This window comes from Brevundimonas vesicularis, from assembly GCF_032067225.1.
Taxonomy (GTDB): domain Bacteria; phylum Pseudomonadota; class Alphaproteobacteria; order Caulobacterales; family Caulobacteraceae; genus Brevundimonas; species Brevundimonas vesicularis_F.
The window spans coordinates 66,150-82,704 of the sequence record NZ_DAMBJX010000002.1; the positions used below are offsets into that span (position 1 = coordinate 66,150).

Here is a 16,555-nt window from a genome sequence, read left to right on the forward strand (position 1 = left end):
CGCATTGTTCCGCTGCGACGTGGCTAGGATGTCCACCTGCATCAGCAGGCTGTCGGCATTGCCCCGCGCGCGGCTGGTGTAGAGGACGCGTTCCAGGTTCAGGCTCATATCCTCGTTTCACTCCGCCGACGCCGGCATCCGGCCCAAGCTTTGCGCATAGCCCAATAAATCCGCCGCGCCTACAAGGACTTATGTGCGGTTTCGGACAACTCGACATCCGCCGCGGCGCGGGTTAGCTTGCAGGCGTTCTCCGGGGGGTCGCAATCGAGCGGCTGAGATAGAGGTTTCTCCTCTGACCCGTCGAACCTGATCCGGGTCATGCCGGCGAAGGGATGAGTAACGCTATCGGTCCTCACGCGACAGGACCCTCGCGCCCGACGTCGGCGGACCTCAAACCGTTTGAGGCCGCCATGAACATTCAAGTCACCCCGCCCGCCCTGCCCGAAGAGCCGAACGTCGACCTCGCCCTCAAGGACGCGCGCGAACAGGTGATGAAGGAGACCGGAACCATCCCGACCGGCGAACGGGCCGGCTCGCGCAAGGTCTACGTCCAGGGCGAGCTCTACCCCGACATTCGCGTCCCCTTCCGCGAGGTCGCCGTCCACGCATCCGCCAACGAGCCGCCGGTGACCATCTATGATTCATCGGGCCCCTACACCGACCCGACCGTGACCATCGACATCAAGCGCGGCCTGCCCCGCGTCAAATCCAGCTGGCAGCTGGATCGCGGCGACATCGCCCCGGTCGCCAACCCGCGCGAGGTCAAGCCCGAGGACAACGGCCATGCGTCGGGCCGCCACCTGGCCCCGCGCTTCGACACCTCCCACCACCGCGTCTTCAAGGGCGTCGAGGGCCGCCCGGTCACCCAGTACGAATACGCCCAGGCCGGGATCATCACGCCCGAGATGGAATACGTCGCCATCCGCGAGAATCTGCGCCGCGAGCAGAACAGCCCCTGCATCCGCGACGGCGAGGACTTCGGCGCCAGCATCCCCGACTTCGTGACGCCCGAGTTCGTCCGGCAGGAGATCGCGCGCGGCCGCGCCATCATCCCGCACAACATCAACCACCCCGAGGTCGAGCCGATGATCATCGGCCGCAACTTCCTGGTGAAGATCAATGCGAACATCGGCAACTCGGCCGTCCTGTCCTCCGTCGACGATGAGGTCGACAAGCTGGTCTGGGCCACCCGCTGGGGCGCCGACAACGTCATGGACCTGTCGACGGGCCGCAACATCCACAACATCCGCGACTGGATCATCCGCAACAGTTCCGTCCCCATCGGCACCGTGCCCATCTATCAGGCGCTGGAGAAGGTGAACGGCGTCGCCGAGGACCTGACGTGGGAGGTGTTCCGCGACACCCTGATCGAACAGGCCGAACAGGGCGTGGACTATTTCACCATCCACGCGGGCGTGCGCCTGCCCTTCGTGCCGATGACGGCCAAGCGGGTGACGGGCATCGTCTCGCGCGGCGGCTCCATCATGGCCAAATGGTGCCTGGCGCACCACAAGGAGAGCTTCCTCTACGAGCATTTCGAGGACATCTGCGACATCATGCGCGCCTATGATGTCAGCTTCAGCCTGGGCGACGGCCTGCGCCCCGGCTCGATCGCCGACGCCAATGACGAGGCCCAGTTCGCCGAGCTGCGCACCCTGGGCGAACTGACCAAGATCGCCTGGGCCAAGGGCTGCCAGGTCATGATCGAGGGCCCCGGCCATGTGCCGATGCACAAGATCAAACAGAATATGGACGAGCAGCTGAAGCACTGCCACGAGGCGCCCTTCTATACGCTTGGCCCGCTGACCACCGACATCGCGCCGGGCTATGACCACATCACATCCGCGATCGGCGCGGCCATGATCGGCTGGTTCGGCACGGCCATGCTCTGCTACGTCACGCCCAAGGAGCACCTGGGCCTGCCGGATCGTCAGGACGTCAAGGACGGCGTCATCACCTACAAGATCGCCGCCCACGCCGCCGACCTGGCCAAGGGCCACCCCGCCGCCCGCCTGCACGACGACGCCCTGTCACGCGCCCGGTTCGAGTTCCGCTGGGAGGATCAGTTCAACCTGGGTCTGGACCCCGAAACCGCCCGCAAATACCACGACGCCACCCTGCCCAAGGAGGCCCACAAGACCGCCCACTTCTGCTCCATGTGCGGCCCCAAGTTCTGCTCGATGAAGATCAGCCAGGACATCCGCGACGCCGCCGCCGCCCAGAACGACGCCGGCGCCTCCCTGTCGGAGGCGGAAGCCGGCATGGCGGAGATGAGCGCGAAGTTCCGCGCCGGCGGCGGTGTGGTGGAGGTGAAGGTGTGAACTAGGCGCTAGACTTCCCGCACAACGGTTATTATCCACAACCATCAGCATAAGGAGGGATGGTGCGGTACGGCCTATTTAGACGCGTTGAAACTCAGCTTCAGACAGCCGCAGACGCTGTCGTTCAGGTGCAGACTGGTGAGGTTTGGGGATCTGTCCCGTTCGGAGGAATGGAACCTACCGTGCAAGCCTATATTGGTCCCCTTGGCACACGGCGCGGCATTGAGTTCACTACCGACACCAATCCTCATCCCGGAGGCACACCTTTGGAAGCGCGCTGGTTCCTCACCCAAACTCCCGGTGTGCTAGCTAGAACCAAGCTGGGAAAAGATTATGCATGCATCTTGGCAGACGTAATAAACAAGCAGCCTTAGAAAATGGGACTTGCCGCAAAAAAGTATCCGTCAGATATCGCTGTCGAGCCACAAGCGATCGCTTGGCGTCCTATAGCTGAATTTTCCACTTGTCTTTATCAGGGACAAGACGCTCTAGATCATTATGTTGGAGCCAGTTTTTCTTACGGGAACTCATTCCATTTCGACATCAGAGTTTACCGAGAACATCCGCAAGACACCTGCACTTTTTATCTTCCCATTGAGTACAAGTCTTTAGGCGAGATCCGCATCGGGATCCGCGATATTATGTCATATCTCGCTCTCCCTGGTTACGCCTTCGCTTGGCGTAGAGGCGAGCCATTTGAGTATGGAACCCTAAAACGTCAAGAAAATGATAGATTAAGAGAACCTGAAGCTCGAATACTTGCGCTAAAAATCGCCTCTCTTAGCCACGATAGATTTGCCTCGACTGAATATATTAAATCTCAAATTCCAAAATACTACCCCCTATCACCGAGGGACCTGCTGCCGTCACCAACACGCGCTCCGGAGCCAAGATGGGAACAAATAGTTCGAAATGTAATTTCACATCGGTCGAACCCGCTTGGCCCGTTTGAGAAGGGCTATGCTGAAAAGATCTCAGATGGAATTCGCGTCACACAAGACGGAATGCTTTATTTAAAAAGCATCGGATTTTGCTGCGATTGATCACGTCTAGTAGAACTTTTGTATCCGAGTGGTATCCATTTTAGCTCAGTTATTCTGTTCGTATTCAGATTATCCCAAACAAACCAAGCATAGGCGGTAGTACCGGATCCTTTTATTTGTGCACCAGACTGATAAAAAGTGATGCGCTCGCTGAAAACCCAAACGGTTGCTGGCGGAGCAATATTGAAAATCGTCTTTTGTCGATTGGCTCCTTCCAAAAAAGCAAGTCGGAGGAGCAAGGCGAATTTGCGTTCCGCTGACAGCAGCGATTTTCGCACAAAACCTTCGGCTGAATTGTAGGGAGGATTGGTGATGATGTTATCCGCTCTACGATCGGAGCTTAGGTAGTCGATACCAACTTCACCGTAGCCACGATCGTATAAATCAGACGAGTACACCTCGTAACCCGCAGCGCTGATCACCTCTGACATTGAGCCATCGCCGCAAGCTGGCTCCCAGATCGACCCATCAAAACGCTCGTTCTCGATTAGCGCTCGAGTGGCCCAAGCAGGCGTCGGATAGTAGTCCGCACCTTCGAGATCAGCGGATCGCTTTGCGGTAGGAATAAATCCTCCGTTCAGATTGTATGTTCGGTCCATCAGAGTCCTATGTCTATAATTCTGGATTCTGGCCCGATCTGCCGAATAAGCCAAATTCCTTTCTTCGATTTGGAATGGTTTGGCCCAGCCTCGTCCGCCTCGTCGGTCCGAACCCGGCCAGGGAAACTACCTTCATCAATGGATTTCTGGGGGAACAGACGGAGATGTCTGAGTTCGTCAACCCGGCTGAAGTCGCCCATGGCCTGACGGGAATCGGTCCGACGCAGAATCCCGCAGCCGGGCGTCTGGTGCTGGAGCGGCCGGACGCCGTGCCTGCGCCGAAGAAGCGGGCCTAAGCCTTCCCTCTCCCGTTGGGAGAGGGCTTGAGCGCCTGAGAGCCGTCAGGCGATCAGACTTGCGCGAAAGGGTGAGGGTCGGGCCTCGCCGCAGACGCACGACCCTCACCCTCTGGCGGCTTCGCGCCGCCCTTCGGGTCAGCCAAGACGCATCGCTGACGCTCTGCGAGCCTCAAGCCCTCTCCCAACGGGAGAGGGGATGCACAGCTACCCCACCCTACCTATGCACGACGTCTCTGCCCCGGCCGTTGAAATCTCTCGCCTTTCGCGAAATCGACGCCCTCTACCCGATCACGCTTCGGGGCGGCCTTAGACTGGCGGGGCGTCCTGTGTCGGGCGCGGGCGACAGCCGGGGATGGGATGGACGACGACCACAGCTATGACGACGGCGGGTTCGAGGGGCCGCGCGATCCGTTTTACGATGCGATGACCCAGCAGGCGCTGGATCAGATCCGCATCCTGCGCGAGGCGGGTCTGGAGCAGACGTATCGCGACGCCCTGCATCACGATTCCTCGCCCGAGGCCGAGGCGGCCTTCTGGCGCGCGCACGGCCTGCCGATGCATCTGTTGCGGCTGCCCGATCTGGTCACATCGGACCCCGCCGCGCGCGCGGCCGACCGGGTGCAGAACCGGGCCTATCGCCGCCTGTCGAAAGAGGCGTGGGAGGCGGCGGGCACAGCCTATCTGGCCGGCTCCACGGCCGAGGAGGTCAGCGCCGTCTATGGCATGGCGGTCAGCACCTTTCGCGCCCGCGCCAGGGATGAGGGCTGGCGGCGCGAGGATCAGCCCGATCTCCTTCGCGAACCCGTCGACCTGGAGGCCGAGACGGCCGAGGGCTTGCCTGACTATGGGGCCATGGCGGCCCACGCCCTGGTGCGGCTGAACCGGGCGCTTCAGGCCGGGCGCGCGCTGGAGGCCGCGCGCTGGGTGCGGCTGCACGCCGACCTGACCCGCATGGCGGCCGCCCCGCCGCCGTCCCCGCCCGCGCCGCCGCCCGCCAAGTCCCCGGCCCAACCGAAGGAACCCGACCTGGGCGAGCGCGCCGCCGCCATCGCCGAACAGGTCGGCCTGATCGCCCGCGAAGCCTGCGCCCTCAAACGCGGCGATTACGCCGGCCGCGACGCCCTTATGGCCCGCCTCGAGGCGCTCGACGACCTGAAACCGGCCCCGAGATCAGACGAATTAGACGAAATAGACGGTGTTTTTGTCTCCCGACCGCCGGACTGACCGTCTCCTCCCCATCGCCTGCGATGGGGAGGGGGACCGCGCCCTTCGGGCGGGGTGGAGGGGCTCTTGAGGCCTCACAGACGTCGATTTTACAGAAGGAACCCCTCCGTCACGGCGCCAAGCGGCGCCGCGCCACCTCCCCGCTGCGCAGGGAGGAGACGGCCTAGACCTCCGACGCGATCTTTCGCAGGGCTTCTTCGAACACCGAGGCCGGCTGGCCGCCCGAGATCAGGTATTTGCCCTCGACCACCACGGCCGGGACCGAGGTGATGCCGCGCGCGCGCCACAGGTCCTCGGCCTGGCGCACGGCCTGGGCGTAGCGGCCCGAGGCCAGCACCTCGCCCGCCTCGGCCCGGTCCAGCCCGGCCTTTTCGGCGGCGGCGGTCATGACCCCGGCGTCGGTCAGGTTCTTGTTCTCGGTGAAGTGGGCGGTGAACAGCGCCTGTTTCAGGGCCTTCTGCTTCTCCGGCGCCGTCTCGTGCGCCCAGTGCAGCAGCCGGTGGGCGTCGAAGGTGTTCCAGATGCGGCTGTCGTCGGTCATGCGCATGTCGAAGCCCACCTCGCCCGCCCGCTCGCGGATCATGGCGCGGTTGGCGGCGGACTGCTCAGGCGAGGCACCGTATTTGCGGCCGATGTGTTCGACGATGTTCTCGCCCTCCGGCGCGATCTGGGGGTTCAGCTCGAACGGCTGAAAGGCGATGTCGGCGGCGATCCCCTCGTCCTTCAAGGCGTCCAGCGCCGTGTCCAGCCCGCCCAGCCCCACCACGCACCAGGGGCAGACGACGTCGGAGACGAAGTCGATCTTCAGGGTCTTGAGCGGAGCGTTCATGGCGCGGCCTTCTGGAACAGCGTGTGTTGCATAAGGATATGGCGACGCCGCGCCGCGCGACAAGTCTCAGCCCAGGCTCAAATCCCTGGGCGGCCGGATCCGGCGCCAGCGCGCCTCCACGAAGGCGAAGGCGCCGAAGGCCATCAGCCCCGCCGCCGTCAGCCCCAGGATCCACGATCCGCCCGGCTGCGCCTCCAGCGCATCCAGCGCCGCCGCCGTCGTCGTCACCTCGCCCGAGCGCGCATGCAGCCCCGCCAGAACCACGAACACCCCCAGCGGCAGATAGGCGAACCCTCGCGCCGCATAGCCCGCCCGCGCCAGCGCCGTCGCCGTGCCGCAGAAGGCCTTGGGACAGGCCAGGGCGTCGTCGAAGTCGTCGCGGATCGCCCTGACGATATTGCCGACGCCGACGCCCAGCACCACCAGCCCCGCCGCGATCAGCAGCACCTCGCCGAACGGCATCCCCAGCAGCATGGCGGCCTTCTCCTGGTTCTCGGCTACGCTCTCGGCCTGGGCCGTCGAGGCGTTTGTCGCCTCGCCGAACTCGTCCAGATATTCGAACACCCCCGACGCCAGCACGCCGTAGAACAGGCCGCTGACCGCCTGGCCCGCCCGCGTCGTCCAGCCCTTCAGGTCGCTGCCCTCGTGATCCGCGTCGAACACCGCCTGCAAGACCCGCCAACCGACGAAGGCCCACAGGCCCAGCCCCAGCAGCACCAGCCAGACCTTGCCGAACGGCTGCTCGGCCAGCCAGCCCGCCGCCCCGCTGGTCCCCACCGCATCGCCGATCCGGTCCGTCGCCGCCAGCAGGGTCAGCGCCCCGGCCGACAGGTAAACGAAGCCTCGCGCCCCATAGCCGACCCGCGCCGCCCATTCGATCAGGGTCGCCAGCGGCGGCAGGCGAAGGGTCTTGGCGGCGTTCATGATGTCTCCCACGTCAGGACGCCCTCAACGCGCCGGCTAAGGCAAAGGCTCCGCTTCGACCCTGTGTCGACATCCGACAGACACCGACGGGCGTATGCCGCTACGGTTCGCCTCCTTGGGAGCCGTTCGCGTGAACATCTACGAGTTTCACTTCTTCGACGAGGCGGATCGCCGTCCGCTGCTCGACTTCTTCGACGGCGCCGACGACGCCACGGCGTTGGAAGCCGCGCGGTCGCAGCTGGCGCGCCATGCCTCCTGCGCAGGTGTCGAAGTGCTGGAAGCCGGGCGTCTGGTCGGCCGCGTCACCCGCTGAGCCTCGGCCACTCTCTGCCCGATCGCGTACACAACGCGGTAAAGACACGACTTTTCCCCAGAAAGCCGCGTGATATATAGCAACGCTGTGTCGAGATTCGACAGACGCCACGCTCAGATCGCCTTATGCGCGAACTTATGAACCGCCTCTCGCCTGGCAACCGATTGATCCAAGGGCTGAACCCCGACGATCGCGACGCTCTCCTCGCCATCGCCACTCCGGTGGAATTCGCGCCCGGCCATGTGTTCAGTGAGCCTGACGACGCCATCGAACACCTGCATTTCATCGACAGCGGCTTCTGCTCCTCGGTCGCGGTGCTGGAAGACGGCCGCACCGTGGAGACTGTCATGATCGGGCGCGAAGGCGTGCTGGGCGTCGTCGCCTCGGTCGTGCCGCACCATGCCCACACCCGCAGCGTGGCCCAGGTCGCCGGGACGGCGCGCCGGGTGGACGCCACCAAGTTCCGCGCCCTGTCGGCGCAACGGCCGGGCGTTCGCGACGCCGTCGCCGAATACATGGCCCGACTTCAGGGCGAGTTGGAGCAATCAGCCGCTTGCAACGCCCTGCACCACGCCGGGCAGCGGTTCGCCAAATGGCTCTTGCGCTGCCACGACCGGGTCGAGGGCGACACCCTGAACCTGACGCAGGAGTATCTCGCCTCCATGCTGGGCTCGCAGCGGACCACGGTGAACGAGGCGGCGCAGGGGCTTCAGAAGGCGGGGGCCATCGCCTATTCGCGCGGCCGGATCACGGTGCTGGATCGCGCCGCCTTGGAGCGGGCGGCCTGCGAATGCTACCGCCGGGGCGGAGACCGGCAGCCCTAGTCGACCTGGGCGGCCGGCAGTTCAAGGACCGCTTTCAGCCCGCCCATGTCGCTGTCCGACAGCATCAGCCGCCCGCCATAGGCGCGCGTCAGGTCGTCCACGATCGACAGGCCCAGGCCCGACCCCGGCGCGCTCTCGTCCAGCCGTGCGCCACGCTGCATGACCGTGTCTCGCTGATCCGCCGGCAGCCCCGCACCGTCGTCCTCCACCACCAGGATCATCTGACCCAGGCCGCTGCCGCCCGCCGAGACGCGCACCCGGCGCCTGGAGAACTTGGCGGCGTTCTCGATCAGATTGCCCAGGATTTCCTGCAAATCCTGACGCTCGCCCAGGAAGGACAGGGTGTCGGGCGCGCGCCAGTCGATCTCGACGTTCTTGTCGCGGAACACCTGTTCGATCATCACCGCCAGCTCGTCCAGCACCTCGGCGACGGGCGTCGTCTCGCCCAGACCGTGGGCGGCGCGGGCGGCGGCGCGGGCGCGGCGCAGGTGGTGATCGACCTGGCCCTGCATGATCTTGGTCTGGCGCCGCACCAACTCGGGCAGATCGCCCTCGCTGGTCCCCGCCTCGGCCAGCATGACGGAGATCGGCGTCTTCAGCGCATGGGCCAGATTGCCGACGTGGGTGCGCTGTCGATCCACGACTTCCTGATTGTGATCCAGCAGGCGGTTCACCTGCTCGGCCAGGGGCTGGATTTCCTGCGGATAGGAGCGGCCGATCCGCGCCGACCTGCCCTTACGTACATCCGCGATCTCATCGCGCAGGTCGAACAGGGGGCGCAGGCCGATACGAACCTGGATGAAGACCGCCGATACGAGTCCGAGCCCCAGGATCAGGAAGGCGATCCAGGTCACGCGGGCGAACTGACGCGTGTCCGCATCGACTTCCGAGCGATCCAGCGCGGCGATGAAGATGACCGGATGTTCGTGCCGGGGGATGGACTTCATGCTGGCGGCGACGCGCAGCGGCTCGCGCGTCTCGGCGTCGTCCTTGGGGCCGGTGGTATTGAAGGTGATGACGTCGCCGAAAGCCGCATCCAGGCGCGCGGGCAGGTCGGCGGGCAGGGCCAGGTCATAGCGCCACAGCGAGGTCGAACGCGCCAGGCTGACCAGCCGTCCGTCGGGGCGCACCTCCATGATCTGCCAGTATTTGCCCGACAGCAGCCGCAGAGTTCTGGCGTCCTGGATCTGCGGAATGGCCTCGCCTTGCGGCGTGCGGCTCGCGCCGACCACGATCTCGTCGATCGTCTCGTTGAGCATGGCGCCCAGACGCCGCAGCGCGGATTCCTGAAAGGCCTGGGTCAGCACCAGCGCTGAAATGACCAGAGCGACCACGATCCAGGCCGAGGCCAGCCAGATCAGCCGGCGCGTCAGGGAGCGACCGGGGCGACCAAACCAGCGGCCCCAGTCGTGGAGCCCACCGGCGTTGGGTTTCGAAGCCGTCGCCTCGGTCACGCCGGGTCGGATTCGCCCGCCAGCGGCGTCAGCCGATAGCCGAGGCCGCGCACGGTCTCGATCCGGTCCGATCCGACCTTCTTGCGCACCCGGCCGATGAAGACCTCGATAGTGTTGGAATCGCGGTCGAAGTCCTGATCGTAAAGGTGTTCGACCAGTTCGGTGCGGCTGATGACCCGGCCCTGATGCATCATCATGTAGTGCAGCAGCCGGTATTCCAGCGAGGTCAGGCGCAGGGGCTCGCCATTGACGCTGGCCCGCGCTGCGCGGGGATCCAGCCGCAAGCCACCGCACGACAGGGTCGCCGAGGCTATGCCCGCCGAGCGGCGCAGCAGCGCCCGCAGACGCGCCAGCAGCTCTTCAGTATGGAAGGGCTTGGTCAGATAGTCGTCGGCGCCGGCGTCGAAGCCCGCCACCTTGTCGGACCAGGCGCCGCGCGCCGTCAGGATCAAAACCGGCGTCGTCTTGCCCTCTCGCCGCCAACGCTCCAGCACCGACACGCCGTCGATCTTGGGCAGGCCCAGGTCCAGGACGATGACGTCATAAGGCTCGTTCTCGCCCAGATAGTGGGCTTCCTCGCCGTCCGGCGCATGGTCCACGGCATAGCCCGCGTCGCCCAGCGCCGCCTTAAGCTGACGCGACAAATCCGCGTCGTCCTCGACCAGAAGCACGCGCATCAGTTCGGCCTGCGACGTTGATTGTTGTTGTCGGGACGCGCCTGTCCGGTCTGGCCGTCGACCACGACCTCGCGCACGCGTCCGTCGCGTTCGACCAGGACGGAATAGTTGCCGTCGCGGCGAGGTTGGGTGTCGATGGGGCGACCGCCGCCGGCCTCGCCGCCACGACGACGGGCCTCATCGGGACTGACGCGCGGACCACGGTCCTGCGAGCGCTGGTCCTGATCGCGCGACTGTGCCTGCGCCGACGTCGTCATGACGGGCGCGAAGGCCAGACCGAGAGCCAGGGCCAGGGCCGGAGGGGCGATCAGGAGAGGGGCGGGTTTACGAAACATGGCGACCGATCTAGTCCCGATCATCTGAACGGGCGCTGAATACGTCGTATAGTTTAAAGCGAACGCTGCTCCAAACCGGAGACCAAATCAGAAGACGGCGGTGTGACGTCTTTTTCATCCAGATGAACCGAACCTGATCGATTCTGTTCAGAACCGGCTCAGTCGCCGGGTGCTCAAATCGCCTCATCGCTGGTCACCCCGACCGGCAGAACATTTGAGGAGATCGCCATGCGCAAGCTCATCGTCCCCGCCATCGCCCTGGCCGCCGCCTCGGTCGCCGCGCCGTCCTTCGCCCAATCCTATCACCACCGCCCGGCCCCGCCCCATCACGCCAGCTATGGCTCGTGGCAGTCGATCAACGCCCGCCAGGCCAACCTGGACCGCCGCATCGATCAGGGCGTCCGCAACGGCCAACTGAGCCGCCGCGAAGCCACCCGTCTGCGCGGCGAGTTCAACAGCATCCTGCGCCTGGAAGCCAACTATCGCCGCGGCGGCCTGACCGCGTGGGAACGCCAGGACCTTGACCGTCGCTTCGACCGCCTCTCGGCCCAGATCCGCTACGAACGCCGCGATTACGACAACCGTCGCGGCTGATCATCTCGACGAAGACAGTTGGAAGCGCGGCCGCAAGGCCGCGCTTTTTTATTTGATCTGAAGCCAAACGGCCGGGCGCTGCGCGGCGCATCCTCAAGCACGCCCTTGCTTCAGAAGGTCGGGTTGCGGGCGCTTCAAATGTCGCCAGCGCTGCGACTGACCCAGCTTCCTTAGTTTTATGGATCCTTTAGGTCGGCGGCCCGGACTCGCATCGCGCCATTATGCCGCCCGGTGGTCTGTTCCCGCTCGAACTTGAGCGAGGAGGCCGGATTGGCCGATGTGATTTTTCTGGCGGTCGGTGCGGGGGCGTTCGCCGTCTTCGCCTTGCTGGCCACAGCGTTGAAACGGGTGTGACGATGATCGCCATGCTCTGGGGGGCGGGGGCGCTGGTCGTCGCCGTTTACATGGTCGCGGCGCTGCTGCGGCCCGAGCGGTTCTAAGGGGCCGGGACTAAAATCATGAACATTCAAGGATGGGGCGAGATCGCCCTGACCCTTGGGCTGGCCGTAATGCTCGGCTGGCCCATCGGCGTTTATATGTCGCGCGTCTGGAACGGCGAGCGGACCTGGCTCGATCCCGTGCTCAAGCCGGTCGAGGCCGTCTTCTATGGCGCCGCCGGTGTCGATCCGAAACGCAGCCAGGGCTGGCTGGGATATGCCGGCGCCCTTTTGGCCTTCAACCTGGCGGGCTTTGTCCTGCTGTATGCGATCCTGCGTCTGCAGGGCGTGCTGCCGCTGAACCCGCAAGGGTTCGCAGGCGTGTCGCCGCATCTGGCCTTCAACACCGCCGTCAGCTTCGTGACCAACACCAACTGGCAGAGCTATGGCGGGGAGGCGACCCTGTCGACCTTCACCCAGATGGTCGGCCTGACGGTGCAAAACTTCGTTTCGGCGGCGACGGGCGCGACGATCGCGGCGGCCCTGGCGCGCGCCTTTGTGGCCAATCGCGGCGAGGGGGTAGGCAACTTCTGGGCCGATCTGACGCGCACGACCCTTTATGTCCTGCTGCCCGCCGCCCTGATCCTGGCCGTGGCCCTGTCGGGTCTCGGCATCGTTCAGAGCCTGGCGGCCCATGTGACGGCGACCGGCGTCGAGGGCGGATCCCAGACCTTGCCGCTGTTCCCGGCCGCCAGCCAGGTGGCGATCAAACAGCTGGGCATCAACGGCGGCGGCGTCTTCAACGTCAACGGCGCCCATCCGTTCGAGAACCCGAACGCCATCACCAATCTGCTGACCGCCGTGGCGATCAACGTCATGGGCTGGGCGGCCTTCTTCGCCTTCGGCCGCACCGCCATGGCGGGACGCGACATCCGCGCCCTGGCGGCGGCGGCCCTGATCCTGCTGAGCGCCGCCAGCGCGGCCATGTATGTGATCGAGACCCAGCCGGCCCCGGCTCTGGTCGCGGCCCAGGTGGACGCCTCGGTCAATATGGAGGGCAAGGAGGTCCGCTTCGGCGCGCCCGCCTCGACCGTGTGGTCCGTGGTCACGACCGGCGCCTCGAACGGCTCGGTCAACTCGATGCACGCCAGCTTCATGCCCTTGGGCGGTGGGTTACAGATGTTCCTGATGCAGTTGGGCGAGATCCTGCCCGGCGGCGTCGGTTCGGGCATCGCCATCATGGTCGTCATGGCCCTGCTGTCGGTCTTCGTCGCCGGCCTGATGGTCGGGCGCACCCCCGAGTATCTGGGCAAGAAGATCGAGGCGCGCGAGATCCAGTTCGCCATGATCGCGGTGCTGATCCTGCCGCTGGCCATCCTGGGCTTCACCGCCGTGTCGGCCGTCTTCCCGACGGCGCTGGCGGGCCTGCTGAACAAGGGGCCGCACGGCCTGTCGGAGATCCTGTACGCCTACACCTCGGCGGCGGCGAACAACGGCTCGGCCTTTGCGGGTCTGACCGCCAACGCCCCCTGGTGGAACACGACCCTGGGTCTGGGCATGCTGTTCGGGCGGTTCATTCCAGCCGTCGCCGTCCTGGCCATCGCCGGCAGTCTGGTGGTCAAGCCCAAGCTGGCGCCCAGCCCCGGCACCCTGCCGACCGACAACGGCCTGTTCATCGGCCTGCTGATCGGCGTGATCCTCATCCTCGGCGGCCTGCAGTTCCTGCCCGCCCTCGCCCTGGGACCGATCGTCGAGCACTTCCAGGTGCTCGCGGCGGTCGCCGGCGCCTGATCCTTCGGACATCCTGACATGACACAAGTAACTCTGGATCCCCGCGAGGGCGGCCGTGCGTCGCCTCTCGCGGGCGGCCTCTCGGGACAGATGATCGGACGCGCCGTGGGCGACGCCTTCGTCAAGCTGAACCCCGTCAAGCTGATCAACAATCCGGTCATCTTCACCACCTGGATCGTGGCGCTTCTGTCCACGCTTTCTGCGGCCGCGGCCATCGCGAGCGGTCAGTCAGCGGGCTTTGCGGTGCAACTGGCGCTGTGGCTATGGGCCACGGTCCTGTTCGCCAATGTCGCCGAAAGCATCGCTGAAGGGCGGGGCAAGGCGGCGGCCGACAGCCTGCGCGCGACCCGCGTCACGACCAAGGCCAAGCTGATCGTCGATCCGAAGACCGGCAGCGTGGTTACGACCAACGCTTCGGAGCTTGAAGTCGGGTCGATCATCCTGGTCGAAGCCGGCGATGTGATCGCCTCGGACGGCGAAATCGTCGAGGGCGTCGCTTCGGTCAACGAGGCCGCCATCACCGGCGAGAGCGCCCCGGTGATCCGCGAAAGCGGCGGCGACCGTTCGGCGGTGACCGGCGGCACCACCGTCGTCTCGGACTGGATCAAGGTGCGCATAACCGCCAAGCCTGGCTCGACCTTCCTCGATCGCATGATCGCCATGGTCGAGGGCGCGGACCGCCGGAAGACGCCCAACGAGCTGGCCCTGGCCGTGCTGCTGGCCGGCCTGACCCTGATCTTCCTGATCGCGGTCGTGACCCTGGTGGGCCTTGGCGCCTATTCCGGCGTCGATCTGGATCCTATGGTGCTGGGCGCCCTGTTCATCACCCTGATCCCGACCACGATCGGGGGTCTGCTGTCCGCCGTCGGCATCGCCGGCATGGACCGGTTGCTGAAGGTGAACGTACTGGCCACCTCGGGCCGTGCGGTGGAGGCGGCAGGCGACGTCGACACCCTGTTGCTCGACAAGACCGGCACCATCACCTTCGGCAACCGCATGGCGACCGAGGTCATCCCGGTTCCGGGCGTGCGCCCCGAGGCCGCCCTGGCCGCCGCCGTCATGGCGTCGCTCGCCGACGAGACGCCCGAGGGCCGCTCCATCGTCGAGCTGGGCCGCAACGCCGGCGTCTCGGTCGATCAGCCCGCCGGCGCCGTCGCCATTCCCTTCACCGCCGTCACCCGCCAGTCGGGCCTGGACGTCGGCAAGGACAGCTGGCGCAAGGGCGCGGTCGATGCCGTGCTGAAGGATCTGACCCTGACCGACGGTTCGGCCCCGGCCGAGTTCCGCCAGGCGGTGGACCGGATCGCCCGTTCGGGGGGCACCCCCCTGGCCGTGACCCAGAACGGCGTCCTGGTCGGCGTCATCCATCTGAAGGACGTGGTCAAGCCGGGCGTGAAGGCGCGCTTCGCCGACCTGCGCCGCATGGGCCTGCGCACCGTCATGATCACCGGCGACAATCCGGTGACGGCCGCAGCCATCGCTTCGGAAGCGGGAGTGGACGACTACCTCGCCGAGGCCACGCCCGAGGACAAGATGCGCCTGATCAAGGCCGAACAGGCCAAGGGGCGTCTGGTCGCCATGTGCGGCGACGGCGCCAATGACGCCCCGGCCCTGGCCCAGGCTGATGTCGGCGTCGCCATGCAGACCGGTGCCCAGGCCGCACGCGAGGCCGGCAACATGGTCGATCTGGACAGCGATCCGACCAAGGTCATCGAGATCGTCGAGGTCGGCAAGCAACTGCTGATCACGCGCGGCGCCTTGACGACCTTCTCGGTCGCCAACGACGTGGCCAAATATTTCGCCATCATCCCGGCGATGTTCGTGGTGGCCCTGCCATCGCTCGGCGCGCTGAACGTCATGCGTCTGCACAGCCCTGAGAGCGCCATCCTGTCGGCGGTGATCTTCAACGCCCTGGTCATCGTCGCCCTGATCCCGCTGGCGCTGAAGGGCGTCAAATACCGGGCCATCGGCGCCGGCGCGCTTCTGGGTCGCAACCTGCTGATCTACGGCCTGGGCGGTCTGATCGCCCCGTTCGTCGGCATCAAGCTGATCGACCTGCTCATCTCCGGCCTGGGTCTGGCCTGATGCGTCGGGAGGTCTCTCGCATCCTGCAACTCGTCGTGGCGGTGCTGGTCATCGCCGTGATGTGGGGCGTGGCGACGCTGCAGCAGACCGATCCGCGCACGCGCTCCAACCCCATGGCCATTCATCCTGTTCGAATAGAGAAATCCAATGCGTAAATCCTTCTCCAAGGCCTCGGGCCGCAACGACGCCTGGTTCGCCGCCGCCTGTATCGTCGGCCTCGCCGGTCTGGGCCTGTGCAGCGAAGCCAAGGCCCAGGACGTGTCGGCGAACGTCGCCGTCACCTCCGACTACGTCTTCCGCGGGGTCAGCCAGACCCAGGAAAACCCCGCCATCTCGGCCGGCGTCGATCTGACCAGGAACGGCTTCTACGCCGGCGGCTGGGCCTCCAACGTCGATTTCGGCGACGACACGGACGCCGAGGTCGATCTCTATGCCGGCTATCGGCCCGAGGTCGCCGGCTATGCGCTGGACTTCGGCGTGATCGGCTATCTCTACGCCGGTCAGCCGGACGGCGCCGATTATAACTATGTCGAGTTCAAAGCCGCCGCCTCACGCACCGTGGGTCCGGCCACCCTGGGCGCCGCCGTCTATTATTCCCCCGACTTCTTCGGCGCGCCCGAGGACGAGGCGACCTATGCCGAGGTCAACGGCGCGGTCAGCCCGGCCGACAAATGGACCGTCTCAGGCGCCGTCGGGCGTCAATGGGTGTCGTCGGACCTGGACTACACCACCTGGAACCTGGGCGCGGCCTATCAGCTGACCGACACTCTGGCGCTGGACCTGCGCTATCACGACACCGACCAACACGACTTCGGCGACATCTACGGCGCGCGCGCCGTAGCCACGCTGAAGGCGACCTTCTGAGG

The 16,555-nt window shown here is 65.6% G+C and carries 18 protein-coding genes and 1 riboswitch; of the genes, 12 read left to right on the forward strand and 6 right to left on the reverse strand.

Features of this window, described 5'->3' with window-relative positions:
• The first annotated feature begins 241 nt into the window (after positions 1-241).
• Positions 242-351: riboswitch (TPP riboswitch) on the forward strand.
• Between the two features lie 140 nt (positions 352-491).
• Together thiC and RT123_RS00960 are read left to right on the forward strand one after the other, a co-directional pair.
• The gene (gene thiC, locus RT123_RS00955) at positions 492-2,321 is read left to right on the forward strand and encodes a phosphomethylpyrimidine synthase ThiC (protein WP_409514880.1); all 1,830 of its coding nucleotides are present in this window, start codon (positions 492-494) and stop codon (positions 2,319-2,321) included.
• 377 nt (positions 2,322-2,698) lie between these two features.
• Positions 2,699-3,364 (forward strand): hypothetical protein, encoded by a 666-nt coding sequence (locus RT123_RS00960; RefSeq protein ID WP_313007095.1) that lies wholly within the window; start codon positions 2,699-2,701, stop codon positions 3,362-3,364.
• Here the strand turns inward: RT123_RS00960 and RT123_RS00965 are convergent.
• A complete protein-coding gene (locus tag RT123_RS00965; RefSeq protein ID WP_313007097.1) occupies positions 3,331-3,963 on the reverse strand; it encodes a hypothetical protein in 633 nt (210 codons plus the stop codon). The two genes, RT123_RS00960 and RT123_RS00965, sit on opposite strands and share 34 nt — an antisense overlap.
• Before the next feature lie 164 nt (positions 3,964-4,127).
• On the opposite strand from RT123_RS00965, the gene RT123_RS00970 reads away from it, so the two are divergent.
• Together RT123_RS00970 and RT123_RS00975 are read left to right on the forward strand one after the other, a co-directional pair.
• Positions 4,128-4,259 (forward strand): hypothetical protein, encoded by a 132-nt coding sequence (locus tag RT123_RS00970; RefSeq protein ID WP_313007099.1) that lies wholly within the window; start codon positions 4,128-4,130, stop codon positions 4,257-4,259.
• A gap of 360 nt (positions 4,260-4,619) precedes the next feature.
• The gene (locus RT123_RS00975; RefSeq protein ID WP_313007101.1) at positions 4,620-5,486 is read left to right on the forward strand and encodes a hypothetical protein; all 867 of its coding nucleotides are present in this window, start codon (positions 4,620-4,622) and stop codon (positions 5,484-5,486) included.
• 163 nt (positions 5,487-5,649) lie between these two features.
• Here the strand turns inward: RT123_RS00975 and RT123_RS00980 are convergent, their stop codons facing one another.
• Together RT123_RS00980 and RT123_RS00985 are read right to left on the reverse strand one after the other, a co-directional pair.
• Entirely contained in the window at positions 5,650-6,315 is a 666-nt protein-coding gene (locus RT123_RS00980; RefSeq protein WP_313007103.1) for a DsbA family oxidoreductase, read from the reverse strand.
• Positions 6,316-6,381: 66 nt separating this feature from the next.
• Positions 6,382-7,239: a DUF1206 domain-containing protein gene (locus RT123_RS00985; protein WP_313007104.1), complete on the reverse strand. Its 858-nt coding sequence runs from the start codon at positions 7,237-7,239 to the stop codon at positions 6,382-6,384.
• 130 nt (positions 7,240-7,369) lie between these two features.
• Here RT123_RS00985 and RT123_RS00990 point away from each other — a divergent pair, with 130 nt between their 5' ends.
• Positions 7,370-7,552, forward strand: coding sequence for a hypothetical protein (locus RT123_RS00990; protein ID WP_055806575.1), 183 nt, complete (start codon positions 7,370-7,372; stop codon positions 7,550-7,552).
• Between the two features lie 125 nt (positions 7,553-7,677).
• A complete protein-coding gene (locus RT123_RS00995) occupies positions 7,678-8,376 on the forward strand; it encodes a Crp/Fnr family transcriptional regulator (protein WP_313007106.1) in 699 nt (232 codons plus the stop codon).
• On the opposite strand, the gene RT123_RS01000 is transcribed toward RT123_RS00995, so the two are convergent.
• The 3 genes from RT123_RS01000 to RT123_RS01010 are packed head-to-tail and all read right to left on the reverse strand — an operon-like array spanning position 8,373 to position 10,842.
• The gene (locus RT123_RS01000) at positions 8,373-9,830 is read right to left on the reverse strand and encodes a sensor histidine kinase (RefSeq protein WP_313007108.1); all 1,458 of its coding nucleotides are present in this window, start codon (positions 9,828-9,830) and stop codon (positions 8,373-8,375) included. The genes RT123_RS00995 and RT123_RS01000 overlap by 4 nt on opposite strands.
• Positions 9,827-10,507 carry a response regulator transcription factor gene (locus tag RT123_RS01005; protein ID WP_017505887.1) on the reverse strand — a complete coding sequence of 227 codons (681 nt, stop codon included), beginning with the start codon at positions 10,505-10,507 and terminating at the stop codon, positions 9,827-9,829. The genes RT123_RS01000 and RT123_RS01005 overlap by 4 nt, the downstream gene beginning before the upstream one ends.
• Entirely contained in the window at positions 10,507-10,842 is a 336-nt protein-coding gene (locus RT123_RS01010; RefSeq protein ID WP_055806585.1) for a hypothetical protein, read from the reverse strand. Before RT123_RS01010 ends, RT123_RS01005 begins: the two co-directional genes overlap by 1 nt.
• 228 nt (positions 10,843-11,070) lie before the next feature.
• On the opposite strand from RT123_RS01010, the gene RT123_RS01015 reads away from it, so the two are divergent.
• The 6 genes from RT123_RS01015 to RT123_RS01040 all read left to right on the forward strand — a co-directional run bounded on the left by RT123_RS01015 (position 11,071) and on the right by RT123_RS01040 (position 16,553).
• Positions 11,071-11,436: a hypothetical protein gene (locus tag RT123_RS01015; protein WP_165118387.1), complete on the forward strand. Its 366-nt coding sequence runs from the start codon at positions 11,071-11,073 to the stop codon at positions 11,434-11,436.
• A 356-nt stretch (positions 11,437-11,792) separates the two neighbouring features.
• The gene (locus tag RT123_RS01020; RefSeq protein ID WP_082503478.1) at positions 11,793-11,876 is read left to right on the forward strand and encodes a potassium-transporting ATPase subunit F; all 84 of its coding nucleotides are present in this window, start codon (positions 11,793-11,795) and stop codon (positions 11,874-11,876) included.
• Positions 11,877-11,894: 18 nt separating this feature from the next.
• Complete coding sequence (gene kdpA / locus RT123_RS01025; protein ID WP_313007111.1) at positions 11,895-13,604, forward strand: potassium-transporting ATPase subunit KdpA; 1,710 nt, start codon at positions 11,895-11,897, stop codon at positions 13,602-13,604.
• 18 nt (positions 13,605-13,622) lie between these two features.
• A complete protein-coding gene (gene kdpB / locus RT123_RS01030) occupies positions 13,623-15,689 on the forward strand; it encodes a potassium-transporting ATPase subunit KdpB (RefSeq protein WP_313007113.1) in 2,067 nt (688 codons plus the stop codon).
• Positions 15,689-15,844 (forward strand): hypothetical protein, encoded by a 156-nt coding sequence (locus RT123_RS01035; RefSeq protein WP_153923133.1) that lies wholly within the window; start codon positions 15,689-15,691, stop codon positions 15,842-15,844. Before kdpB ends, RT123_RS01035 begins: the two co-directional genes overlap by 1 nt.
• Positions 15,837-16,553, forward strand: coding sequence for a TorF family putative porin (locus RT123_RS01040; protein WP_313007116.1), 717 nt, complete (start codon positions 15,837-15,839; stop codon positions 16,551-16,553). The genes RT123_RS01035 and RT123_RS01040 overlap by 8 nt, the downstream gene beginning before the upstream one ends.
• Positions 16,554-16,555 lie beyond the last annotated feature (2 nt).